We start from the raw sequence: 23862 nt of genomic DNA on the forward strand, positions 1-23862 counted from the left end.
TTTAATAGACCAAGAAATAGGTGGAATTTATTGGTTTTAGATTAATTTTTTTATCCTTTCGAAACTAATTTTTCGGCAAGGATCTCTGTTTTTTTAGGTGTAATAGCTTCCACTCCTTTTATCTCAGGGACGGCTCTGCGAATGCTTTCTTCAACACCTGCTTTTAACGTCATCATGCTCATGCTGCAATCTCGGCATGCACCGTGTAATTGCACTTTTGCAATATACTCATCGCTCACTTCAATGAGTGAAACATCTCCACCATCGGCTTCCAAATAGGGGCGTATCTGAGTTAAGGCGTCTTGGATTTTCGAAAGAATTATTGTGTCGGTTATCACTTAGATACTTGATTTATGTTGAAGTAAAAATAGAATTAATTCTGAAAACAAAAAATGATTTATTCCTAAACGCTTAGCAACTCGTTTTTCTTGTTTGCATTTAGGATAGAAACTTGTTGAGCAACAGCACTCGCCATCTCTAAAAAAGCCAAGGCTTGTGGGGTATCTCTTTGCAAAACGGCAGGCCTACCGGCATCTCCGGCATCACAAATGCTCTTAACCAATGGAATTTCACCCAATAAAGGAACGCCCAATTTTTCGGCTAAACGTTTAGCGCCATCTTTACCAAAAATGTAATATTTGTTTTCGGGCAATTCGGCAGGAGTGAAATAGGCCATGTTTTCAACTATACCCAACACCGGAACATTTATGGCAGGCATCTGGAACATGGCTACGCCTTTTTGTGCATCGGCTAATGCCACGTTTTGCGGTGTACTCACAATGATTACTCCGGTTAATGGCACAGATTGTACTAAGGATAAATGAATGTCGCCGGTTCCCGGTGGCAAGTCAATTAGCAAATAATCCAAATCACCCCAGTCGGCATCGCCAAACAATTGGGTGAGTGCTTTTGCTGCCATTGGCCCTCGCCAAACAATTGCTTGAGAAGTATCTGCAAAAAAACCAATAGAAAGCAACTTCACACCGTGACTTTCAATAGGAATCATATAACTTTTACCTTCAATATCGCGCATCATGGGTTTTTCGTGCACCACATCGAACATAATTGGAACAGATGGCCCATAAATATCGGCATCCACCAAACCAACTTTAGCACCTTGCATCGCAAGAGCAACAGCTAAATTAGAGGCCACTGTAGATTTTCCAACACCGCCTTTACCCGAAGCAATTGCAATTATGTTTTTAACTTTTGGCAATAAAGGTTTATCGGGTCCACGCTGAGAAGTGACATTAGCACTCATTTTAACATTAACATTCGCTTCCTTATCTACAAAATGAATAACCGCATTCACACAGGCTTTGTGAATCATTTCTTTCATCGGACAAGCAGGCGTTGTGAGGACAACTGTAAAGGAAACATTTTTGCCTTCTACAATCAAATCGGTAATCATTCCTAAGGTCACTAAATCCTTTTTTAAATCGGGATCCTCCACATTTTTTAATGCCTCTAGAACCTGTTCTTTTGTGATGCTCATAATTTCTATAAATTTTGTGTAAAGATAATAAAGTGCGCGCAAAAAAATTTATTTGAGACAGACGAAACAATTTAACATTCCAATTGTACCATTAATGGACTGAAATACTAACTTTACCCATTCATACTTAATGAAATTAAATCACAATGAAAAAAATTTACACCCTGTTTTTCACCATTTTTATTCTCGGATGGAATGGAATTGCTCAAGTGGTTACTTGGAATCCAGCATTTCCGGTCGACAACGATTCAGTAACCATAATTTTTAATGCGGCTCAAGGAAATGCGGCTTTAAACAATACCACGGGTGATGTGTATGCGCATACCGGTGTGATTACCAATTTAAGCACCTCTTCTTCAGACTGGAAGCATGTTAAAACCAATTGGGCGGTAAATACTCCTGAAACAAAATTACAAGCATTAGGTGGTAATTTGTTTAAGCTCCGTTACCATATCCGAAACTATTACAATGTTCCGGTGAATGAAACTATTTTAAAACTGGCATTTGTATTCCGAAATCCGGCGGGAACAATTACCGGTAAAACCGCTGCCGGTGGGGATATTTTTGTTCCAGTGTTTAGTTCAAGTTTAAATTGTTATATCTCCGATCCGGTTTTTTCGGCTGCTGGAGTACCCACTTTATCACCTTTAAATGTGCCCATTTCGGTAACCGGATTAGCTTCCTCAACCGCTACCTTAAGTATTTATTTGAACAATGTTTTTGTTGCGCAAAATACAGGAACATCCATCACCACCAATGTTACGCCCACTAGCCCTGGCACCAATTGGGTAAAGTTGAGTGTAACGGATGGTATTACAACTGTGTTGGATTCCTTTTCATTTATTGTAAATCCCGCTATAACCACCTTGCCTTTACCGGTAGGCGCCAAAGATGGTGTTACGTATGTGAATGATTCCACTGTGATTCTCACTTTGTTTGCTCCCTTTAAAAGTGGGGTGTATGCTTTGGGTGGCTTTAATAATTTTGTGGCACAACCCAGTGCTTACATGAATCGTACGCCCGATGGAAAAACATATTGGTTGCAATTAAATGGCCTAACTCCCGGACAGGAATATGTGTATCAATACCTCATTGATGGAAACATAAAAATTGCAGATCCTTACAGCGAAAAAATATTAGACCCAAGCAATGATGGAAGCATTGGAGTGGCTACCAATCCTAACCCAACGCCCTATCCGAGTACCAAAACAAGTGGTATTGCGAGTGTGTTTCAAACCGCACAAACACCTTACAATTGGCAGGTTAGCAATTTTGCAAAACCTAAAAAAACCGACCTTGTTATTTATGAATTATTGATACGTGATTTTATTCAGGCACACAATTATAAAACCTTGATTGATACCTTGGATTATTTAGAGAATCTTGGTATAAATGCCATTGAGTTGATGCCGGTAAATGAATTTGAAGGCAATCAAAGCTGGGGATATAATCCCGATTTTTATTTCGCTCCGGATAAGTATTATGGTACTCGAAATAAGTTTAAAGAATTTATTGATGCATGTCACTTACGTGGGATTGCAGTAATTATGGATATTGCCTTAAACCATTCTTTTGGCCAATCGCCCATGGTGCAGATGTATTGGGATGCTGTGAACGGGCGCCCTGCAGCAAATAATCCATGGTATAACCCGGTGGCAAAACACGATTTTAATGTCGGTTATGATTTTAACCACTCTACCCCTGAAACCAAATACTTTACAAAGAATGTAGTGGACCACTGGATTCTAAATTATAAAATAGATGGTTTTAGATTTGACTTAGCGAAGGGTTTTACACAAGTAAATTCAGTTGGAAATATTGGTTTATGGGGTAATTACGATCAATCACGTGTGGATATTTGGAAAGATTATTACGATCATATTCATCAAACGGATCCTACTAACTATACCATTTTGGAGTATTTTGCAGATAATAGCGAAGAAACCGTATTAGCCAATTATGGTATGATGTTTTGGGGGAATTTAGTCTATGCATATAATCAAGCCACTATGGGATATGCTTCCGGTTCTGATATTAGCTGGGGTTCATACAAGAGCCGTAACTGGAATTTGCCACACTTGGTTACCTATATGGAAAGTCATGATGAAGAACGATTGTTGTATAAAAACATTCAATATGGTGCCGCTTTTGGCGGTTATAACACTAAGGATACGAATACAGCATTGCGCAGAATGGAAGAAGCTGCGGCTTTTTTCTTTACAATACCCGGCCCAAAAATGATTTGGCAATTTGGGGAGTTGGGTTATGACTATTCTATCAATTATCAGAATTGTAGAGTATGCAATAAACCTATTAGATGGAACTATTTTGCGAACCCTAACCGAAAACGCCTTTATGATATTTATGCCGCGCTCGCAAAATTTAAAACCACTCAGCCGGCAATGGAATCAACAACTTATACATTAAGTGTGGGGAATTTATATAAATCAATTCACGTGAATCATCCAAGCATGAACATTACTGTTATTGGGAATTTTGATATTGTTGCAGGTCCCATCAATCCAGCTTTTCAAAGTACAGGGTATTGGTACGACTATTTAAGTGGCGATAGTATTTTTGTGAGCAATACCACTGCAAACATTAATTTGCAAGCCGGTGAGTACCATGTTTACACTTCTGTAAGAGTTCCATTGCCGAACGCAATTACAGGAATCGGTTATAGTAAAGATCAAGAAGAAATTGCAGGAATTAATTTTTATCCAAATCCAAGTTCAGAACAAAGTTACATTACCTTGGATGTTGAAAATAAAGCTATAGTAAGCATTAAGGTGTTTGATTTGTTAGGAAATGAAGTTGCAGCTATTGCACAAAGAGAAGTTTTGACAGCTGGGCATCATGAATGGATTTGGAATTTGCAAAACAAGTCGGGTGCACGGGTTGCAAAGGGAATTTATTTTATTCAGGTGCAAAATAATGAGCAAGCACAAAGCGGAAAAATTATTGTGGAATAAGCAAGGGTAATATTTTTTAAAAACAGATTTTAATTTTAACAGAATTGCAGCTAATATTGTAAAACAAAAAACAAAAACAATGAAAAAAATAAAATTGCTAAGTATTTCATTACTGATGGTAACTACCTCATTAATGGCGCAAAAAGTGGAAGTGGAATCAGGCGTAATGCCTTCCTTAAAAGGAGAAACTAAATTGAATTTAGTGTACGATTACTCCGAAATGGAAATGGGGAAATACGGTAGTGAAGCCGATTACACCAAAAAGAAAGTAGCAGATCTAAATGCTAAAACTCCGGGTAAAGGCGATAAGTGGTTAGAAGGTTGGAATGGTAACAAAGAAAAACGCTACCATCCAAAATTCGAAGAATTATTGAATAAAGGCTTAGTTAAAAAAGGATGCGATGCTAGTCAATCTAACAAAAGTGCAAAGTATACCTTAAAAGTAAAAACAATCACCATGTTCCCGGGTTGGAACATTGGAGTTTCTAAACTTCCGGCATATTGCACCTATCGTTTCGAAATGGTAGAAACAGCATCTCCCGATAAAATTATTTGTGCTGTGCGTATTAAAAATGTGCAAGGCAGCCAAGCTATGGGTTACGATTTTGACGAGGGTTCGCGCATTGCCGAATCGTATGCCAAAGTAGGTAAAGTAATGGCAAAATATTTAGGTAAATCTTTTAAATAAAGAATACAGTTTAAAAAAGGAAAGGCTGCTCACATATGGTGAAGCAGCCTTTTTTTATTGGTATTAATTCTTCTACCCAAGAATCAATGACCAACAATGTCGCTTTGCATTGGCCCAAGAATGGCAAGCAATTCATTTTTTTCGGTGGTGGGAACCGAGTAAAAGTCTAGCGCAGCTACTAAATCATTTACCAAAGCAGTAAACTCTGCAGTGGTAATATTCATTCCTGTGTGTGCCTGCAACATCGTTTTTCCTTTGTATTGACAAGGTCCTCCGGAACCCGCACAAATTTGATCGATTAAATTATTGCGCAACAATTGCAAGCGAAAAGGATCTGCAACGGTAGCTGCAAAACGTGCATTAATTGCGGCATCCCCGGCTACAATACTTAAAAATTTATCGGTTACCGCGCTTATGGCATTGATTCCTCCCAAGCGCGAATAAAGTGAGGGTGTGGCAACAGGTGTTGGTTCCACTACAGTTTCCGGTTCGTCTTTGTCTTTTTTGCAACTTAATAAAAGGATAGAGCACCCTAGCACTCCTGCTGAAACCAGCATAGTTAATTGTTTTTTCATGTGTTTTGTTTTTTTAATTTATGGTTAGTGATAGAGTTTGATTTATATGCTAAAGAGTTGATGTGCCCACGAACGCCATACGTTTACAGGGCATCCATTTATTTTTTCGTAAGTATGCAACTGCACGGAGCAATTTCCAAGCGTAGCAATAAGTGCAGGAAGTTCACTAGCAGAAAGTAAATCAGGATAAAAAGTAATGGCTGCAATTTTGCTTTGCTCATTGATGCTGCAGGAGGTTACTCCTTTAATTTTAGATACATTTAAACTTAATGCGTCATAGTCGTTGGGAGTTGAAATTCCGTTCACATCAAAAGCCACCAAATGAATATTTTTAATAGGTGGCCCATACCGATGTTCAGCTTGCCAATAATACAAACCGAAAAGCGCAATGGAGAGAACCGAGAGGCTGAGAATTATTTTCTTTTTCATTTTGAAATGTTTTATTGGTTATTGCAAACACTTACGACAAAAATTCCAGTCCGGATTTTTGAACTCATATTTTCTTTCCAAATAGCAATAAATAAGCAGGGAATGAGTTAATTTTACCAAATTGAAATGTTGGTTTTTTGTTCATTTATTTGGCACTCCGATGTATTTCAGTTTAATGATGCACTGATATTTTAATGCGTACAACTATAAAGCGATTTTATTTTCTCTTCATTTTATTCCTGAGTTTTACTTTTCACGGGTATGGGCAGGCTAAGTTTTCGCTTTTGGTGAAGCTGAATGATTCATTGGTGGATAAGGAGCTTGCTAAGCAAGTGCACAATAAAAAAGAGTATACCTCTAATCAGGAAATGGATGAAGCTATTAAGGACTTGTTTTTTGAATTTCATGAAAGGGGCTATTTAACTGCATCGGCCGATAGTTTTAAACGTGATTCGCTGTCTACAATTTTGTATTTATCTTCCGGAAATCGCTACAAATGGGCGAGTTTAACGAGCGGCAATGTGGATGAAGAAATAATAAATGCAATAGGATTTCGCGAACGGTTTTACGATCATCACATCTTTTCACCTCGGGAAACAGCGCGTTTATTGGAGCGAATTATTACTTATGCCGAAAACAATGGCTATCCATTTGCCACAATTAAACTGGATAGTATATTTATCTCAGGAGAAAATATTTCGGCGGCCTTAAATCTTGAAAGGAATCAATTGTGTTTAATGGATAGTTTTTTGGTGAAAGGAAATGCAAAAATCTCCACCTACTATATGCAACGCTTGCTGGGAATTCGAAAAGGTGATAAATACAACGAAAGTCGTGTAAACCAAATCAGTAAAAGAATTCGTGAAGTACCTTTTCTTACAGAAGGCAAATCGCCGGAGATTTATTTTGCCGATAAATACACCAAACTTATGCTCACGCTCAATCAAAAAAAGGCAAACCGTTTTGATGGAGTGCTGGGCTTTATGCCTAATCCAACTACCGGCAAACTGCTGGTTACCGGACAGCTTACTTTAAAGTTGGTAAACAGTTTTAATAAAGGAGAAGTGTTGGATGTGGATTGGCAAAAATTACAAGTAAAAACGCAAAACCTGAAAGCACGTTTACAAGTGCCTTTTTTATTTCACAGTCCTTTTGGAGCCGATATTTTATTTAAGTTATACAAGCGCGACACCTTATTTACCGATGTGAATGAAAACATCGGATTGAATTATTTAATAGGAACCAATAAGTATTTCAAGGTCTTTTTCAGCAATCGAACCATTGCCTTAATATCAACTCGTGGCTTAGAAAATTTGACAGCCTTGCCCGCCTATGTAGACATGAATTCGAAATCGTATGGCATTGGTTTCCGAACCGAAAATCTCGACATTAAATTAAATCCCCGGAAGGGTTATATGCTGGATATAAATGCAAGCGCCGGCACCAAGAAAATAAAGAAGAACCTTAAAATAAAGCCGGAAGTGTATGATGGGACAAAGCTCAATACCGATATATATGCAATCGATTTTGTGGGTGAATTATTTGTGCCCATTAAGAAGAGAAGCACCCTCGTTTTCGGAAATAAATCAGCTTGGATTGAAAGTGCCAATTTGTTTGTGAACGAACTTTACAGGATAGGTGGCTTAAATAGTTTAAGAGGTTTTGACGAGGAATCCATAAATGCATCCTTCTATACGATTACAAAGTTAGAGTATAGACTGCTTGTGGATCAAAATTCCTATCTGTTTCTTTTCGGCAATCATGCCTATTATCAAAACAAAACAGCCATCGATAACAATGCCATGCGCTATACCTTAGAAGATAATCCGTATGGATTTGGTGCCGGCATTACCTTTGAAACCAAACCCGGAATTTTTTCGCTCTCCTATGCTTTGGGCAAGCAGTTTAATAATCCTATATCACTCCGAAGTGCTAAAGTGCATTTTGGTATAGTGAGTACCTTTTAGTTTAAATGCGTCTCCAATTAATTTTTTTTCATAGGTTTGCGGCCTTTTTTAACCAAAATTTAAATCATGAAAAAAATAATAGTGTTAGTCTTCGCTGCCCTACTAGGGAATAGTGTAATTGCCCAAAAAACATATTCGAACGATGAGTTTACTGTAAAGTTCGGATTCCCTTATGAAATACCAAAAGGACACCAGGACCTCGGTTATTTTGGAAATGCAGAAACCGGTTTTGCACAAGTCAGTTACCAGCCTCAAAAAGAATTAACGATACAGAATTTTGATAAGAACTTAAAGGCAGGAAAAGAGAAAACGATTGACATAAAAAATTTTCCGGATGATTTTATGAGTGATACACTTTTTGTGATTGGGGATAAATATTTTTGGTTCTTTAGCACATTCGATAAGGCCGACAGAAAGGAGAGTCTATGGGTTCAGGAGTTAAATTTATCAAAAGGAGAACTCACCGGAAAAAGAGTGGAATTATTAAAAAATACTGAATTAGAAGGAGAGTTAATTAGCCTCGGAGGCTTTAAAATTGCAAAGGGCCGTAAATACCAATTTCATTCGAGTCTTGATTCGAGTAAGCTATTAATTAACTATCGAATGCTTCATAAAAGTAAGAACGATGCTGTAAGTAAAGAACAAGTGGGCTTTTGTGTAATTGACGAGAAGTTGAAAATTATTGATAAAAATTTGATAGATATGCCTTATACGGAGAAGCGCATGGATATAGCCGATTATAATGTGGATAGCCAGGGAAATTCTTTTTTACTGGCAAAAGTATTCGGTGACGGAGAGAATAAAGAGAAGAATAAAAAGAAACAAAAATATCATTATGAGGTTTTTAGAATACAACATGGAACAGGTGAGTTGAAAAATATAAAATTGGAAACCGAAACGAAATTCATTACAAATATTTTAACGGTGGAGCAGAAAACCGGAGATATAGTTATTGGTGGATTTTACTCCAACAAAAAGCAGGATAAAGACGGAGGATGGCATTTTGGAGATGATAAAAATTCAAGTGATGGAGTGTTTCTGGTAAAAATCGACAAGGAAGGGAAAGCTGTAAATTATGGAAAGGGTTATTTCGAATTTCCGGCTGAAATCATTAAACAATATATGTCGGCAAGGCAACAAAAGAAATTAGACAAAAAGGAGGAAGATGATGACCTGGAAGCAAAAAATATGGTGATGCGTTATATCGTTACCAATTCTGACGGAAGTACGGAGGTTATAGGGGAAGAATATGCAGTTAAAGTGAGAGGTGGTAGTAACGTTAGTGGAATGGGAGGAGGGTCATCAACAACCACCTACTACGAATATGAGGATATCCTTGACATGCGGGTAGATGCAGACGGGCAAATGGTTTGGATTAAAAAAATACCAAAGCGACAATTGGCAACAACAACCGGTTATGGCTCTCAGTATATGGCCGCCGGAACCAAATACATGATGACAATAGTTGGTAGCATGTCTTTTTACAGGTACGCAAAGGGCGAAACGACCTACTTGTTTTATACAGATAATATTAAAAATCTCAATCTTCCACTGGATAAAGAGCCTGCCCTTCACCGGGATGGGGCCGGAGGTTACCTGATGTACTATAAAATTGACAAAGAGGGGAATGTATCGAAAGGAGACCTGTTTGATTACAAAAAGGAGGGTATAAAATTTAAACCGGTGGAGTTTCAAAATATTGGCAAAAAGACTTTGGTGAATCGTGCATTTAAGGGTAAACAAAGCAGGGTTGTTGTGATCACTCAAAAGTAGTTTTCGCATTTAATTGGTAAAGGCAATTCAATTAAATTTGGGTTGCCTTTTTTATTTTAACTAAGATTGATTTGCGAAAATTCATCATTTGTATTCCTTTCAAATTTCGCCACTCATTCACAACAATCAATTCCTTATCTTTACCGCGCTTAATTAAGAGCGATTCACAGTATCAACAGCTAAAATTACACTTCCTCAATAGCGTATGTACAGGTTATTTGTAGCACTTTTTTCGATTTTACTTTTGTGGAGCGGTTGTTATCAAACTGCAAAAATTGCCAATCAAAATTTGGCATTTACTTACGAAAAGGATGCGCAGGTATTGCATCCTCACTATAGCATTTACCATACTTCTCCCGATAAATCGCAATTGCATTTTTCTATTAATACTCAGGAGTTACTGTACATGAAAAGTCCCGGCAATTCTAATTATTCGGCAAAAATTTCGGTAAGCTATATTCTATATTCTTCTTATGAATCAAAGCAAGTATTGGATTCTTCTTCGGTTTTTTTGGAGGATGATGCCAGCAAAGAGGAAATGGTAAACTTGAATGGCTTTTTTGAAGTGAATTCCAGCTATCCTAATCACTATGTGATGGAAGTAGTATTAAGCGATTTAAATCGTAACCAGTCTGCGCTGAATTATGTGGAGATTGATAAATCAACTTTAAACACCCCACAAAATTTTAAGGTTACCAATCGAAAATCAGGGCAATTTTTATTTCGCAATCAAGTGCATGCAGATGAAAATATTGGTATTTGTTACAACAAAAATTCGGCACAAAAAACACTGTATGTAAATTATTTTAAGCCTGATTTTCCGCTTCCTTCACCTCCTTTTTCCGTTCAAAATTTACAGCCCATGCAGCTCCTTCCGGATAGCACATTTAGCATGGAGCTAGATGCAACCTTTACCGGTTTCATTCAATTTAGAAGAGAAGGAATGTATCACTTTCGCAGCGATACCTTATCAAAGGAAGGATTAACACTCTATGTGTTTCATGAAGATTATCCGGCACTAACCGCTGCGCCACAATTGGTGCCACCACTGCGATACCTAACCACTCGACAGGAACATGAAGCGTTGCAAAATAATCCGAATAAAAAATTGGCGGTGGATAATTTTTGGTTGAACAATTGTGGCAATATGGATAGGGCTAAAGCTTCGCTAAAGGTGTATTATAACCGTGTTCAAAATACCAATACTTATTTTAGCTCCTACACCGAAGGATGGAAAACCGATAGGGGCTTAGTGTATATTGCTTTTGGCTTACCTAGCTCCATTTACAGGGATAGCCATGGTGAAACCTGGATGTATGGTGAGGAACAGAATGCACGTTCACTAACTTTTGTTTTTAGTAAAGTGCAAAATCCCTACAGCGAAAATGATTATGTCTTAAATCGTTCTGAAAATTACCGCAACGATTGGTTTCGAATGATAGATGCATGGCGGCAGGGTAAAATAATTAACGAAAAGTAAAGCGCAGTGGAAAGAAAAAATCACGATGCAAATCCAAATTTTATTTTTGGAATTCATCCGGTAATGGAAGCCTTAAAATCGGATAAGGATGTAGAGAAAGTGTTTATTCAAAAAGGAATTGCACCGGCTGTTTTTAAAGAATTGCGTGAATTGATGGGAAGAAAAGAAACTCCTTTTCAATTTGTTCCACAAGAAAAATTAAACCGCCTAACGTCTAAAACACATCAAGGTGTAATTGCATTTGTAACAGATGTAAAATTTCAGGAAATTGAGGATATTTTACCAAATGTTTTTGAAATTGGAAAGGTTCCTCTCTTGCTTATTTTAGATCGCATTACCGACGTGCGAAACTTTGGCGCCATTTGCCGCACAGCCGAATGCTGTGGAGTGGATGCAGTAATTGTGCCGAGCCGTGGCGCTGCTCAAATAAATTCGGATGCCATTAAAACTTCGGCAGGAGCCTTACACAAAATTGCAGTGTGCCGTTCACAAAATTTAAAAACTACACTTGCTTTTCTGCGCGAAAGCGGCGTGAAAATTATTGCTTGTACTGAAAAAACAGAGTCTAATTATACCGCCTTAAATTACACTGAACCTACTGCCATCATTATGGGTTCGGAAGATGAAGGAATTTCGGGAGAATATTTAAAGCTGAGCGATGCACGCGCTAAAATTCCGCTTTTGGGTGAAATTGGTTCGCTAAATGTTTCAGTAGCCTGCGGGGTAATTTTGTATGAAGTAATTCGTCAGCGCACACAATAAACTAAGCTTTCTTGCGTCTCAAATAAATCTTTTCGCCTTGTTTGGGTTGCGTGCCGTACGACATTAAGTTATTTTCGTAAAGCTTGGTTAATTTCACACAATATATTTGAGAAATACTGCGCATGTCTTCTCCGTTTTTTACAATGTGAAAATCTTCTTTTGCATGATTCCGTTTGGGTTGTAAGTAAACGATTTCACCAACTTTTAATCTAGCTCCTTTGGGTAAATCATTGTATTTGTAAAACTGCCATTCTTTCATTTCAAAATGTTGCGCCAGTTTGCTGATGTTATCGCCTTTTTTGGCCACAATAAATTTGCGCTCATTGTTTACTTGAATGTCGTAATGACTATTATTTTCGAAGGAGATGGGTGATTTTTTAATCGGTGCAGCTTGCGCAGTAAATGGATGCGGGTTACGTGCAGGCAGCGCAGCCAAATCAGTTGCCTTGTCAAAACTGGCTAAATCGTTTTCCTCAATAATTTTAATGAGTTTCTCAGCATATTGTTTATCGGTGGCATAACCTGCTTTTTTTAATCCTTTAGCCCAAGCTTTATAGTCGGTTGGCTTAAGTTCAAATAGCGGTTTGTACCAATTTCGGGAGAGTAAAAACTGGGAGTGATCAATATACGAAGCTTCTACAGACTCATATTTTCGAAAGCATTCATTCTTTCTGTCATCATCATGAATAAAGGTATCGCCGTTCCAATCTAAATGACATTTAATTCCGAAATGATTGTTGGAGCCTAAGGACAGTAAACTGTTACCAGCCTCGCTTTCTAAAATTCCTTGCCCGAGTGTAATACTAGCAGGAATGCCGGATTGCAGCATTTCACGCACCGCTAAATACTTGTATTTTTCGATGTATTCATCCGGACTCAACTTAATAGTATTTGTTTGTGCAGATGCAACTATCGGAAACAAAATCCCAATTAATAGAAGTAGTAAGGAATGGTGTAGGCGCATAAAATTGAGTATAGGGCTAACAAACATAAGCTATTCTTAGTTGAACGGTTTTGTCTGGCTTATATTATTTTTAACAAGTTGCTGTTTATTATAATTGTACAATTTTATTAAAAATGAAAAAAACAATCAATACCTTTAGTCGCTTTAAAATACAACTCTATGCGCATAATTATAAGTTTTGTCCTTTTTCTTTTCCTAAATACGGGTTACGCACAAAGCCAATTTGAGGGTATTATTCAAATGAAGATGAGTACACTTGAAAAGCCGGATATGGGTATTACAAAACTATACTTTTCGGCTGCCGGTGGAAGACTTGAAACAGAAATGAAAATTTCTCCCAACATGAAACCCTTTAAAACCGTGCGCATATTTAAAAAGGAAGGCCCCAATCTTTATTACATTCTAAACGAAGGCGCGGGAACCTATTCCATAACAGATTTATCAACTTACAAGCGCATCGAAAAATCGGAGAAAGAAGTTAGTGTGAAGGTAATTGGTACTGAAAAAATATTGGGTTATACGTGTACACATGTGCTAATAACAAGCGCATCGGGCGAAACCGAAATGTGGACGAGCAAAGAAATTATTGATTATGATTCCTACAATGCGCTATCAGAAAGCGATGTGAGAACCCGAAATGCCTCATTTGCAAAAGCCTTGTTAGCTGCGAATGCTGAGGGATTTCCGGTTAAAACCGTGAAGAAGGACAGTAAAGGAGGAGTAATTACAATAGAACTCGTAAAGGCCGAAAGTAAAACTTTGGACAAGGCCTTGTTTGAAGTTCCGACCTATTACACTAAAACCGAAACACCCACCACCGGCCTAGAAGGCATGATGCAAGAAATTAAGCAAATGGGCGACCAAACTGTAAAGGAAGAGTAAATTAGTATTCAAAACCCGCGTTACCCTGCACTCCACCACTGTGCACCGCTAAAATCTTTGTGTGTGTCGGGAAATGATTTTTTTCGATTAAATCAAAAATTCCATACATCATTTTTGATGTGTATACGTAATCAAGTGCAATGCCTTGTTGCCTTTCAAAATTTTGGGCAAACGAAATCAAATCAGAATTTGTTTTTGCATAACCGCCAAAATCATACCTCGTATTGAGGTCCCAAGAAACAGAAGCTAACTGCTCCCTTTCGTAAAGCTGTTTATACTCCAAAATAAAATTTTGAATATCCTGTGTCAGAAATGATGCTCCTTTTAAGCTAGCAAAGCCAATTGCAGTTTGATTTTTAGAAAGGGAAAGGATAATGCCCGCCATTGTAGCACCAGTTCCACACGCACAACAAACCGTGTCGAAATCGGTAATTCCTTCCAAAATTTCGCTACAGCCTTTTACGGCTAGTAAATTGGAGCCACCTTCGGGAATCAAATAATAATCACCAAATTCATTTTTTAGCGTATTCAAAAATGCAGCATCGGTCTTAGTACGGTAATTTTCCCTCGACACATAGTGTAATTGCATTCCACAGGATGAGGCAAAAGCCAATGTGGGATTAAGCGGCGTGTGTGCTTCTCCACGAATGATACCAATGGTGCTAAAATTAGCTGCTTTTCCGGCAGCTGCGGTAGCTGCAATATGATTGGAATAGGCTCCCCCAAAGCTCAACAGCGTTTTTTTTCCTTGACGTTTAGCTTCTTCTAAATTATACTTTAGCTTAAAATATTTATTCCCACCCCAATAATAATCAATCAAATCGAGGCGAAGTAGGGATAGTTCTACTTGTTTTTTTATACAAAGCGGATGGTTTATTTTATCGATTTGAAGCTTCAAATTAAGGGCAATATGTATCTTTGAAACAATATTACGATTTGTTCTGTTTGAATCGTACATCCAATACATATTTAATACACCACATCGTGCCAACAAATGAATCTGAAACTAGCAATCCTAAAGCCAATGCCGGCAATGAAGATTATTATTTAAGTGAAGATGGAAAAATTATTTTCACTGCCGCTTATCATTTAAAACGGGGCTATTGCTGTGGCAACAATTGTAAACACTGCCCTTTTGGTTCACCGATTCCAGATTCCAAAAAATGAAAAGAGCACCGGAGCATCAAGTTTATAACAAACATTAAGATTTCGAATTTTGCAAACGAAACTGTTTTCGATATATGAATTTTAAAGAATTAATTCAACAAGGAATTCCTTCCGAATTACCTCCCACAAAACCTTACGATACCACCATCAATCACGCGCCTAAACGTAAAGCAATTTTAAATGCAGCCGAAAGGAAACTGGCTATCAGAAATGCTTTGCGCTATTTTGAAAAGAAACACCATGCGGTTCTTGCACCTGAATTTGCTGCCGAGTTAACGGCTTACGGACGAATTTATATGTACCGTTTTCGCCCCGATTACGAAATGAAAGCACGCCATATCGACGAGTATCCGTATGTGTGCAAACAGGCCGCTGCCATCATGTTAATGATTCAAAACAATTTGGATTATGCAGTTGCACAACATCCACATGAACTCATTACTTACGGTGGAAATGGGGCGGTTTTTCAGAATTGGGCGCAATACCTGCTTACCATGCAGTATTTGAGCCAAATGACCGAGGAGCAAACTTTGGTAATGTATTCGGGTCATCCAATGGGTCTATTTCCCTCGCACAAAGATGCACCGCGGGTGGTGGTTACCAACGGTATGATGATTCCGAATTATAGTAAGCCAGATGATTGGGAAAAATTTAATGCGCTTGGGGTAACTCAGTACGGACAAATGACAGCCGGCTCCTATATGTACATTGGTCCGCAAGGAATTGTGCATGGCACTACCATTACTGTTTTGAACGCGCTACGTAAAATTGCATCTGCAGCAAAAAATTCGAAAGCACCAGTATCTGAGTTAGGAAAAGTATTTGTAACTGCCGGATTAGGCGGTATGAGCGGTGCACAGCCAAAAGCTGCTGTAATAGCCGGTGCTATTGGAGTAGTGGCCGAAATAAATCCCAAGGCTACGCAAGTGCGCCATGCACAAGGTTGGGTAGATGAAGTGTACGATAATTTGGATCTTTTAATTGCCCGCATCGAAAAAGCGAGGCAAACCAATGAAGCGGTATCGCTTGCTTACCAAGGTAATGTGGTGGATTTATGGGAAAAATTAGTGGATAAAAAGGTAAAAGTAGAACTCGGTTCTGATCAAACATCCTTGCACAATCCTTGGGCGGGAGGCTATTATCCGGCGGGTATTTCGTTTGAGGAGTCCAAGAGAATGATGGCGGAGCAGCCGGATCAGTTCAAAGCTGAAGTTCAAAAAACGCTGGTTCGTCATGCAACAGCGATTGAGAAAATGGCTGAAAATGGAATGTATTTCTTTGATTACGGGAATGCATTTTTGTTGGAAGCAAGTAGGGCAGGTGCCGCAGTAGTAAAGAAAGACGGCACATTTAAATACCCCTCCTATGTGCAAGATATTTTAGGGCCCATGTGTTTTGATTATGGATTTGGTCCTTTCCGATGGGTGTGCACTTCCGGAAAAGCTTCTGATTTGGAGACTTCTGATCGTATTGCTGAAGCTGTACTAGAGGAAATGAAAATGACTTCGCCACTGGAAATACAGCAGCAAATGGATGATAACATAAGGTGGATAAAAGCTGCAGGAGAGAATAAGATGGTAGTTGGTTCCCAAGCACGCATTCTTTATGCAGATGCCGAAGGACGTATTAAAATCGCAAAAGCCTTCAATATAGCCATCCGTGAAGGAAAAATTTCGAGTCCAATTGTGTTAGGGCGAGATCATCATGATGTTTCGGGTACAGATTCACCTTATCGTGAAACTTCCAATATTTACGATGGCTCCCAATTTACTGCCGATATGGCCATACAAAATGTGATAGGCGATTCGTTTAGGGGCGCCACTTGGGTAAGTATTCACAACGGTGGGGGAGTTGGCTGGGGCGAAGTTATTAACGGTGGATTTGGTATGATGCTCGATGGAAGCGAAGATAGTGATAGGAGACTTAAGTCGATGCTGCACTGGGATGTGAACAATGGGATTGCGCGTCGAAGCTGGGCTAGAAATGAGGAAGCAATTTTTGCAATTAAGCGTGCCATGCAAGAGGAACCCCGTTTAAAAGTAACGCTGGCAAACCTAGTGGAGGATAATTTATTGGAAGGACTTTAGAATGTTTTTCTTAGTTTCGCTCTCTCAAAATTAAATATAAAAAAAAATGCAATTTCAGTTATCAGAAGAACATTTGATGATACAAAAGGCGGCAAGAGATTTTGCTAACGATGTATTGAAACCCGGAGTGATAGAACGCGATGAACTTCAAAAATTTCCGGCTGCAGAAATTAAGCAGTTGGGCGAACTTGGTTTCATGGGCATGATGGTGGATCCGAAATATGGCGGAGGCGGTATGGATGCTATTTCCTATGTACTTGCGATGGAAGAAATTAGTAAAGTGGATGCTTCGTGTTCGGTTGTAATGTCAGTGAATAATTCACTGGTGTGCTGGGGATTGGAGACTTTTGGTTCGGAAGCGCAAAAACAAAAATATTTATTACCCCTTGCGAAAGGGGAACAAATCGGCGCATTTTGCTTGTCGGAGCCCGAAGCAGGTTCGGATGCCACTTCGCAACGTACCACTGCTGTGGATAAAGGAGATCATTATCTTTTAAACGGAACAAAAAATTGGATAACCAATGGAAGCAGTGCTTCCGTTTATTTAGTTATTGCGCAAACCTATCCCGAAAAGGGACACCACGGTATTAATGCATTTATTTTGGAAAAGGGAATGCCCGGATTTATTGTAGGTGCCAAAGAAAATAAATTGGGAATTCGTGGTTCGGATACACATTCACTTCAATTTACAGATGTGAAAGTGCCCAAAGAAAATAGAATAGGAGAAGATGGTTTCGGGTTTAAATTTGCAATGAAAACCCTTACCGGTGGAAGAATCGGAATTGCTTCTCAAGCATTGGGTATTGCTTCGGGAGCGTATGAATTAGCGCTGGCCTACTCAAAGGAACGTAAAGCTTTTGGAAAAGAAATTTCGCAACATCAAGCCATACAATTTAAGTTGGCCGATATGGCAACTGAGATTGAAGCAGCGCGCATGCTTTGTTTAAAAGCTGCCTGGTTAAAGGATCACCACAAGGATTACGCTACCGCAAGCGCAATGGCAAAGGTTTTTGCTTCGCGTGTGGCCATGTGGGTTACGGTGGAGGCGGTGCAAGTTCACGGTGGTTATGGCTTTGTGAAGGAATACCATGTGGAACGTTTAATGCGTGATGCAAAAATTACCCAAATTTATGAGGGTACTACCGAGGTTCAAAAAATAGTAATTTCGAGGGCATTGCTTGCATAGTGCAATATATACAGCATTCAGTGGCTTAAGTAATTGAAATTAAAGCATAAAAAAAGACCGTTAGTTTTGGCTAACGGTCTTTTTTTGGCTTGTTATTTACTAAGCATCAATCTTAGCATACTTTGCATTTTTCTCAATAAAATCTCTACGTGGAGGAACTTCATCGCCCATGAGCATGCTGAAAATTCTATCGGCTTCGGCAGCGCTATCGATGGTTACTTGGCGTAAGGTTCTGAATTCAGGATTCATGGTTGTTTCCCATAATTGTTCCGCATTCATCTCACCCAAACCTTTGTATCGTTGAATTCCCACATTGCTTTCTTTTCCCGGGCTTGCTAATTTCGCAATAGCATTTAAACGGTCATCCTCTGTCCAGCAATAGATTTGTTCTTTCCCTTTTTTAACTAGATAGAGTGGAGGTGTAGCGATGTAGATGTATCCTTTCTCAATTAGTTCTTTCATGTAACGGAAAAAGAAGGTAAGAATCAAAGTAGTGATGTGACTTCCGTCGATATCGGCATCCGTCATAATAACTACTTTGTGGTAACGTAATTTTTCGATGTTTAATTCTTTGCTGTCTTCCACCGTTCCAATAGAAACTCCAAGTGCAGTAAACATATTTTTAATCTCCTCGTTTTCGAAGATTTTATACATCATTGCTTTTTCCACGTTTAGGATTTTTCCACGCAAAGGCAAAATCGCTTGAAACTTTCGGTCGCGACCTTGTTTAGCGGTTCCTCCAGCCGAATCACCCTCAACCAAATAAATTTCGCATTGTCCGGGATCGGTTTCAGAGCAATCGGAAAGTTTTCCGGGCAAACCGGTACCTGTAAGCACATTTTTACGTTGCACCATTTCACGTGCTTTTCGGGCAGCGTGGCGTGCTGTGGCAGCTAAAATTACCTTATCCACAATCATTTTAGCTTGTTTTGGATGCTCTTCGAGGTAATTGGTAAGCATTTCACTCACCGCCTGATCAACAGCACCCATTACTTCGTTGTTTCCGAGTTTTGTTTTGGTTTGGCCTTCAAACTGCGGTTCCTGCACTTTCACAGAAATAACAGCAGTTAAACCTTCACGGAAGTCATCCCCGGCAATTTCGATTTTTACTTTGGAGAGCATGCCTGATTTTTCAGCATAATTCTTCAAGGTGCGTGTTAAACCTCTGCGGAAGCCGGCTAAGTGTGTTCCACCTTCGTGTGTATTAATGTTATTTACATAGGAATGTAAGTTTTCCGAAAAGGAAGAATTGTACATCATGGCAACTTCCACCGGAATACCGCCTTTATCGCCTTCCATATAGATAGGCTCATCAATCAGCTTTTCGCGGGTGGCATCAAGGTATTCCACAAATTCACGTAATCCGCCTTGCGATAAAAAGGTATCTGTCGGATTTACTCCTGCATCATCTTTCTCACGTAAATCGGTAATTTGTAAGGTTATACCTTTATTTAAGAAGGCTAGTTCACGCAAACGAGAGGAAAGAGTATCGTAACTGTATTCGGTGGTTGTAAAAATACTGCCATCCGGTTTAAAAGTTGTTTCAGTACCTCTTTTATCAGTGGTCCCAATTTCTTTTACATCAAACAAAGGCTTACCAATGCTGTATTCTTGGGTGTACATTTTGCCATTACGGTTTACCACCACTTTTAAGTGGGTAGAAAGTGCATTCACGCAACTTACACCTACCCCGTGCAAACCTCCGGAAACTTTATAGGAATCTTTATCAAATTTACCACCGGCATGAAGCACTGTCATAACCACTTCCAAGGCACTTTTCTTTTCCTTTTCGTGGTAATCGGTAGGGATTCCGCGGCCGTTATCTTTAACTGTTATTGAGTTATCCTCGTTGATAAAGACTTCGATACTGTTACAATGTCCGGCCAAAGCCTCATCAATAGAGTTATCTACAACTTCGTATACCAAATGGTGAAGTCCTTTAAAACCGGTATCTCCAATGTACATCGAAGGGCGTTTACGCACCGCTTCCAATCCTTCCAATACCTGAATACTATCTGCTGAATAATCGTCGTTTTTCACTTTTGCTGTTATCGTTTCTTCCATTACTTATTTTGACTAATTTTTACGTGATTTTTTATAGAAAACAAATATACTATTTATATCTCAGTAAAAATCGTGAAGTACTAACAAAATCAGGTATTTTATTAACAAATATTTCACAAAAATTAGCAATTCAAACAATAAAAAAAGAATACTTTCGTTCGCAACTAAAATTGGGGTGAAAACAGGGGTGAAAAATTTGTTTTTTTTGGTATTTTTTTGTAGTCAATTGGCCTTGACTTTTTGCTCCTTTTCACAAGTGCTTGAAAATGCATTACCCAAAGCTACCCTAAGTGGATATATTTTAACAAAGGATAGCTTATTGCCCGTTTCGAATTGCAATGTTTTAAATACACGCTCGAAACAGGGTACCAGTAGTAATTCATTTGGCAATTTTAGCATAGTGATGCGTTTGGGCGATACCATTTCATTTACCTCGGTGGGATATCAACCTCGTTATTTCTATTTTAAGCGTGATTTGCTTGCGCTGAATTACAATACGCAGATATTGATGAGTAATGATACCATCGAATTAAAAACATTCGTTTTTAGAGACCCAACGTATCAAGCCAAATTGAAAAAGGAGTTTGACCGTTATTTTAGTGCCGATAGCTTGGCTGCTTTTGAGGAGTTGAGTCGAAGGGCTATGATTAAAAATAAAAATTTGCTATACAATGTAAGTGAATTGTATCATCCCGTTACTTATTTTTACGATCGCTTTAACAAGCAAGCACGAAACTGGCGAAAGATTGATCGCTATCGATACATCATTCAGCAAGCAGAGAAGGAAAATAAAATAAACGTTAAAAGCACCACCGATGATTATTATGCAAAATAATTGGCATTGTTGTTGCGAAAAATAAAATCAATAATCACAAACAAGTAAAAACAAATCACATGAAAAAATTACTAATGATTGCTGCCTTCCTTGGATTGGGATGGTTTTCGACAGCTTTGGCACAAGAAACTAAAAAGGATTCAAAGCAAGAGATGAAATCAGAAAGGAAAGAGCAGAAGGATAAAATGAAAGCTGAAAATCAGGCTACACGAAAAAATGAAAAGGCTGTAGCAGTTTCTAAAGGAAACACCAAAACAAAAGCGGATGGGACGCCGGATAAGCGATACAAAGAAAATAAAAAGTTAAAAAAGGATGGAACTCCGGATAAACGATACAAAGAAAATAAAGGCAAATAGATAGTGGTTAGGTTTAGTGTGAAAAGCCTCTCTGAAATTTCAGGGAGGTTTTTTAATTTTGCTAACGATTAGCAGCACATTGAACTTTATATCGACCCATCATAACTATTAAATAAAGTAAACAGCTTCTCATTTAAAAACAAATATTCTACAACCAAAATGAAAACTTCAACAGTTCTTGCAAGCCTATCAATAGCCTTATTCAGCATCGCCTTTGCACATGGTGCAATAAACGATAAACTAAAACAAGACATTAAACACAATACAAAAGTGGTGAGTAAAAAGGCTGCAAAAAATGTAGAGTATGTAGCTAAAGAAAGCGGCAAGAACATTAAAAAAATTTCAGAAAAAACAGCAGTTGGAGTAGAGAAAACGGTTAAGAAAATTGATGCAGACATCAACAAAAAAAAGGCGGCAAAAAAATAATAATTGCCGCCCTTTTTAATACAACATAACCTTAAAACGAGTAGCTAATTCCTGCCAATAAATTAAAGCGCTGGGTAGGATAATTATTCCAACGGTAATACCTGTAAGCAGCTATATTATTAAACTTTACAAAAGCCGACAAGCGTTTGTTATAAAGGTATTCCACGCCAATATTTACATCCGTTATTCCTTTTAATTCGCGAGTGCTTTCAGCAATAAGTGGTTGATTTCCAACAGGAGTAAAGCCGGTAAACTCCGATATTTTAGCATATTGTTTATTAATTGTAAACACATCTGCCATAATCCATATTTTATCTTGTAAATTATACTTCCCCGTAAAGGCAAGTTGCAGAGAGGGCTTATGCCAAGCTTGCGCTTCATTTTCCATGGCATAATTGAAATAATCGATTTTCCCTCCTAAGCGAAATTTATCGGTTGTGGTATAAGCTAATTCACCATGTACATTAAAATAATTGGCATCGTCGTAAAGTACGGTGAAACGGCTTTGTTCAAAATTTAAAGCATAGTTCACGAACAAGGGTGTGTTCTTTAAGCTCGCGTAAGTACCGGAAACATGAAAGGATATTTCGGAGCTGAAATTGCCGCGTAAGCCGAGCGTTGCGTTAAAGGGGGTTGTTGAGTTTTCGATAGGAAGTGATGATAAAATAAAGGGATTTTCAGTGGCCAATTTTTTATAACTGTTGCGTTCTGTTTTTCCATCCACATCTAAGTACACCGCCAAAATATTATCAACCAAATTATATTTAGCATGCAAGTTAGGGAAGAAATGTGTTTTTCCCGCAGTGGACTCAATCGTTACTTTTATTCCCAAAGTGGCCTCCCATTTTTCTTGAGCGGCTTTCACGAAAGGAGCAATAGAAACAAGCGCTTCGCTAAATTCAGATAAGGAGTTTTTATTGCTATAGTAATCAACTGCCACATTGCCTCCAAATAATTCGGATTTTACAAATTTGCTTAAGGTAGCATCTACAAAGAAATTGTTTTCTAAAGCGGGGCCTTGTTCCGTAAAATTGTAGTATTTTAAATTGGCTTCATAATTCATTTTGTCTGAATCATGATGGGTACTTAGCAATTTGGCTACTATCCCAAAGTTTCCATACGCTTGTTCAGTTTGTTTTTTCTTGAGCACCGTATCACTGAAAAGCCTGTCCACCCCGTAATAATGCATTCCATTGTAGTTATAGTCAAGCGCAGCTGAAACCACATTTTCTTTCACAAAATATTTTCCGAAAGCTCCAATTTCATTATCGCTAAATCCTGCATAACCGTTATTTTTGCTGCTATAAGTAGAGGAAAGGTGTTTGGCATGTGCCCCAAGCGAATATTCTTTTTTTCGTAAATTGTTAACGAAGGCTTCAAGATAGGGGGTAGTGTAAGTTCCTAATCCAACTTTTACATAACTGTTATACAATTTTGTTAAGGGTTCGCCTTTCATTTTTGCTGCAGCAATTGGCTCTAACTCAAAATTTTTGTCAAACTTTTTGGCCAAAAAAGTATAGGTGAGTTTAGGGCTTTTAGGGGTTGAATCGTTGATGCTCGGATTGTCATTTAGTTTTACTGCATCCACAATCGTTGGTTTGTAATCTTGAATTACATTCACTTGTTCGGTACCCAAATCGTCTCCTTCTTTTTTATCATTTTGTGCCAGCACATCGTTCCCACAAAGTGAAGCCATTAGCATGAAAAAGGAAAGTATTAGGGTGTGTAATTTAGTCATCTTATTGGATATTAAA

21 protein-coding genes are annotated in these 23862 nt (G+C 38.4%); 13 read left to right on the plus strand and 8 right to left on the minus strand.

Annotated elements, in window-relative coordinates:
- Window positions 1-50: 50 nt before the first annotated feature.
- Together IPP32_06895 and IPP32_06900 are read right to left on the minus strand one after the other, a co-directional pair.
- Window positions 51-338 (minus strand): NifU family protein, encoded by a 288-nt coding sequence (locus tag IPP32_06895; GenBank protein ID MBL0047805.1) that lies wholly within the window; start codon window positions 336-338, stop codon window positions 51-53.
- 65 nt (window positions 339-403) lie between these two features.
- Window positions 404-1495: an Mrp/NBP35 family ATP-binding protein gene (locus tag IPP32_06900; GenBank protein ID MBL0047806.1), complete on the minus strand. Its 1092-nt coding sequence runs from the start codon at window positions 1493-1495 to the stop codon at window positions 404-406.
- Window positions 1496-1641: 146 nt separating this feature from the next.
- Between IPP32_06900 and IPP32_06905 the strand changes: the two genes are divergently transcribed.
- Together IPP32_06905 and IPP32_06910 are read left to right on the plus strand one after the other, a co-directional pair.
- The gene (locus tag IPP32_06905) at window positions 1642-4467 is read left to right on the plus strand and encodes a T9SS type A sorting domain-containing protein (protein ID MBL0047807.1); all 2826 of its coding nucleotides are present in this window, start codon (window positions 1642-1644) and stop codon (window positions 4465-4467) included.
- A gap of 79 nt (window positions 4468-4546) precedes the next feature.
- Entirely contained in the window at window positions 4547-5155 is a 609-nt protein-coding gene (locus IPP32_06910; GenBank protein ID MBL0047808.1) for a hypothetical protein, read from the plus strand.
- 83 nt (window positions 5156-5238) lie between these two features.
- Here IPP32_06910 and IPP32_06915 read toward each other — a convergent pair whose 3' ends face one another.
- The gene (locus IPP32_06915; protein MBL0047809.1) at window positions 5239-5730 is read right to left on the minus strand and encodes a group 1 truncated hemoglobin; all 492 of its coding nucleotides are present in this window, start codon (window positions 5728-5730) and stop codon (window positions 5239-5241) included.
- Between the two features lie 42 nt (window positions 5731-5772).
- Complete coding sequence (locus IPP32_06920; protein ID MBL0047810.1) at window positions 5773-6159, minus strand: hypothetical protein; 387 nt, start codon at window positions 6157-6159, stop codon at window positions 5773-5775.
- Between the two features lie 194 nt (window positions 6160-6353).
- On the opposite strand from IPP32_06920, the gene IPP32_06925 reads away from it, so the two are divergent.
- The 4 genes from IPP32_06925 to rlmB all read left to right on the plus strand — a co-directional run bounded on the left by IPP32_06925 (window position 6354) and on the right by rlmB (window position 12141).
- Entirely contained in the window at window positions 6354-8126 is a 1773-nt protein-coding gene (locus IPP32_06925) for a BamA/TamA family outer membrane protein (protein MBL0047811.1), read from the plus strand.
- Window positions 8127-8192: 66 nt separating this feature from the next.
- Window positions 8193-9899: a hypothetical protein gene (locus IPP32_06930; protein MBL0047812.1), complete on the plus strand. Its 1707-nt coding sequence runs from the start codon at window positions 8193-8195 to the stop codon at window positions 9897-9899.
- A gap of 205 nt (window positions 9900-10104) precedes the next feature.
- A complete protein-coding gene (locus tag IPP32_06935; protein MBL0047813.1) occupies window positions 10105-11379 on the plus strand; it encodes a GWxTD domain-containing protein in 1275 nt (424 codons plus the stop codon).
- Between the two features lie 63 nt (window positions 11380-11442).
- On the plus strand, window positions 11443-12141 hold the full coding sequence (rlmB, locus tag IPP32_06940; protein MBL0047814.1) for a 23S rRNA (guanosine(2251)-2'-O)-methyltransferase RlmB: 699 nt from the start codon (window positions 11443-11445) through the stop codon (window positions 12139-12141).
- A gap of 1 nt (window position 12142) precedes the next feature.
- Here the strand turns inward: rlmB and IPP32_06945 are convergent, their stop codons facing one another.
- Entirely contained in the window at window positions 12143-13105 is a 963-nt protein-coding gene (locus IPP32_06945) for a glucosaminidase domain-containing protein (protein MBL0047815.1), read from the minus strand.
- Between the two features lie 159 nt (window positions 13106-13264).
- On the opposite strand from IPP32_06945, the gene IPP32_06950 reads away from it, so the two are divergent.
- Window positions 13265-13987, plus strand: coding sequence for a DUF4412 domain-containing protein (locus tag IPP32_06950; GenBank protein ID MBL0047816.1), 723 nt, complete (start codon window positions 13265-13267; stop codon window positions 13985-13987).
- A 1-nt stretch (window position 13988) separates the two neighbouring features.
- Here IPP32_06950 and IPP32_06955 read toward each other — a convergent pair whose 3' ends face one another.
- Entirely contained in the window at window positions 13989-14945 is a 957-nt protein-coding gene (locus tag IPP32_06955) for a 1-aminocyclopropane-1-carboxylate deaminase/D-cysteine desulfhydrase (GenBank protein ID MBL0047817.1), read from the minus strand.
- A gap of 26 nt (window positions 14946-14971) precedes the next feature.
- Between IPP32_06955 and IPP32_06960 the strand changes: the two genes are divergently transcribed.
- From IPP32_06960 to IPP32_06970, 3 genes are all read left to right on the plus strand, one after another.
- Window positions 14972-15154 (plus strand): hypothetical protein, encoded by a 183-nt coding sequence (locus tag IPP32_06960; GenBank protein ID MBL0047818.1) that lies wholly within the window; start codon window positions 14972-14974, stop codon window positions 15152-15154.
- A gap of 74 nt (window positions 15155-15228) precedes the next feature.
- Window positions 15229-17241 carry a urocanate hydratase gene (locus tag IPP32_06965; GenBank protein MBL0047819.1) on the plus strand — a complete coding sequence of 671 codons (2013 nt, stop codon included), beginning with the start codon at window positions 15229-15231 and terminating at the stop codon, window positions 17239-17241.
- Between the two features lie 46 nt (window positions 17242-17287).
- Entirely contained in the window at window positions 17288-18427 is a 1140-nt protein-coding gene (locus tag IPP32_06970) for an acyl-CoA dehydrogenase (protein MBL0047820.1), read from the plus strand.
- 99 nt (window positions 18428-18526) lie between these two features.
- Here IPP32_06970 and gyrB read toward each other — a convergent pair whose 3' ends face one another.
- Window positions 18527-20491, minus strand: a complete 1965-nt coding sequence (gene gyrB / locus IPP32_06975) for a DNA topoisomerase (ATP-hydrolyzing) subunit B (GenBank protein ID MBL0047821.1) — start codon at window positions 20489-20491, stop codon at window positions 18527-18529.
- Window positions 20492-20696: 205 nt separating this feature from the next.
- On the opposite strand from gyrB, the gene IPP32_06980 reads away from it, so the two are divergent.
- The 3 genes from IPP32_06980 to IPP32_06990 all read left to right on the plus strand — a co-directional run bounded on the left by IPP32_06980 (window position 20697) and on the right by IPP32_06990 (window position 22108).
- Window positions 20697-21326 (plus strand): hypothetical protein, encoded by a 630-nt coding sequence (locus tag IPP32_06980; GenBank protein ID MBL0047822.1) that lies wholly within the window; start codon window positions 20697-20699, stop codon window positions 21324-21326.
- Window positions 21327-21385: 59 nt separating this feature from the next.
- Window positions 21386-21682 (plus strand): hypothetical protein, encoded by a 297-nt coding sequence (locus IPP32_06985; protein MBL0047823.1) that lies wholly within the window; start codon window positions 21386-21388, stop codon window positions 21680-21682.
- Window positions 21683-21841: 159 nt separating this feature from the next.
- Window positions 21842-22108 carry a hypothetical protein gene (locus tag IPP32_06990; GenBank protein MBL0047824.1) on the plus strand — a complete coding sequence of 89 codons (267 nt, stop codon included), beginning with the start codon at window positions 21842-21844 and terminating at the stop codon, window positions 22106-22108.
- 31 nt (window positions 22109-22139) lie between these two features.
- Here the strand turns inward: IPP32_06990 and IPP32_06995 are convergent, their stop codons facing one another.
- Entirely contained in the window at window positions 22140-23846 is a 1707-nt protein-coding gene (locus IPP32_06995) for a hypothetical protein (GenBank protein ID MBL0047825.1), read from the minus strand.
- Window positions 23847-23862 lie beyond the last annotated feature (16 nt).

The organism is Bacteroidota bacterium (genome assembly GCA_016721765.1).
Lineage (GTDB): Bacteria > Bacteroidota > Bacteroidia > UBA4408 > UBA4408 > UBA4408.

Coding starts and splice junctions, on each gene's coding strand:
- IPP32_06900 (MBL0047806.1), bottom strand. CDS start 1,495: ATGAGCATCACAAAAGAACAGGTTCTAGAGGCATTAAAAAATGTGGAG.
- IPP32_06905 (MBL0047807.1), top strand. CDS start 1,642: ATGAAAAAAATTTACACCCTGTTTTTCACCATTTTTATTCTCGGATGG.
- IPP32_06910 (MBL0047808.1), top strand. CDS start 4,547: ATGAAAAAAATAAAATTGCTAAGTATTTCATTACTGATGGTAACTACC.
- IPP32_06915 (MBL0047809.1), bottom strand. CDS start 5,730: ATGAAAAAACAATTAACTATGCTGGTTTCAGCAGGAGTGCTAGGGTGC.
- IPP32_06920 (MBL0047810.1), bottom strand. CDS start 6,159: ATGAAAAAGAAAATAATTCTCAGCCTCTCGGTTCTCTCCATTGCGCTT.
- IPP32_06925 (MBL0047811.1), top strand. CDS start 6,354: ATGCGTACAACTATAAAGCGATTTTATTTTCTCTTCATTTTATTCCTG.
- IPP32_06930 (MBL0047812.1), top strand. CDS start 8,193: ATGAAAAAAATAATAGTGTTAGTCTTCGCTGCCCTACTAGGGAATAGT.
- IPP32_06935 (MBL0047813.1), top strand. CDS start 10,105: ATGTACAGGTTATTTGTAGCACTTTTTTCGATTTTACTTTTGTGGAGC.
- rlmB (MBL0047814.1), top strand. CDS start 11,443: ATGGAAGCCTTAAAATCGGATAAGGATGTAGAGAAAGTGTTTATTCAA.
- IPP32_06945 (MBL0047815.1), bottom strand. CDS start 13,105: ATGCGCCTACACCATTCCTTACTACTTCTATTAATTGGGATTTTGTTT.
- IPP32_06950 (MBL0047816.1), top strand. CDS start 13,265: ATGCGCATAATTATAAGTTTTGTCCTTTTTCTTTTCCTAAATACGGGT.
- IPP32_06955 (MBL0047817.1), bottom strand. CDS start 14,945: ATGTACGATTCAAACAGAACAAATCGTAATATTGTTTCAAAGATACAT.
- IPP32_06965 (MBL0047819.1), top strand. CDS start 15,229: ATGAATTTTAAAGAATTAATTCAACAAGGAATTCCTTCCGAATTACCT.
- IPP32_06970 (MBL0047820.1), top strand. CDS start 17,288: ATGCAATTTCAGTTATCAGAAGAACATTTGATGATACAAAAGGCGGCA.
- gyrB (MBL0047821.1), bottom strand. CDS start 20,491: ATGGAAGAAACGATAACAGCAAAAGTGAAAAACGACGATTATTCAGCA.
- IPP32_06985 (MBL0047823.1), top strand. CDS start 21,386: ATGAAAAAATTACTAATGATTGCTGCCTTCCTTGGATTGGGATGGTTT.
- IPP32_06990 (MBL0047824.1), top strand. CDS start 21,842: ATGAAAACTTCAACAGTTCTTGCAAGCCTATCAATAGCCTTATTCAGC.
- IPP32_06995 (MBL0047825.1), bottom strand. CDS start 23,846: ATGACTAAATTACACACCCTAATACTTTCCTTTTTCATGCTAATGGCT.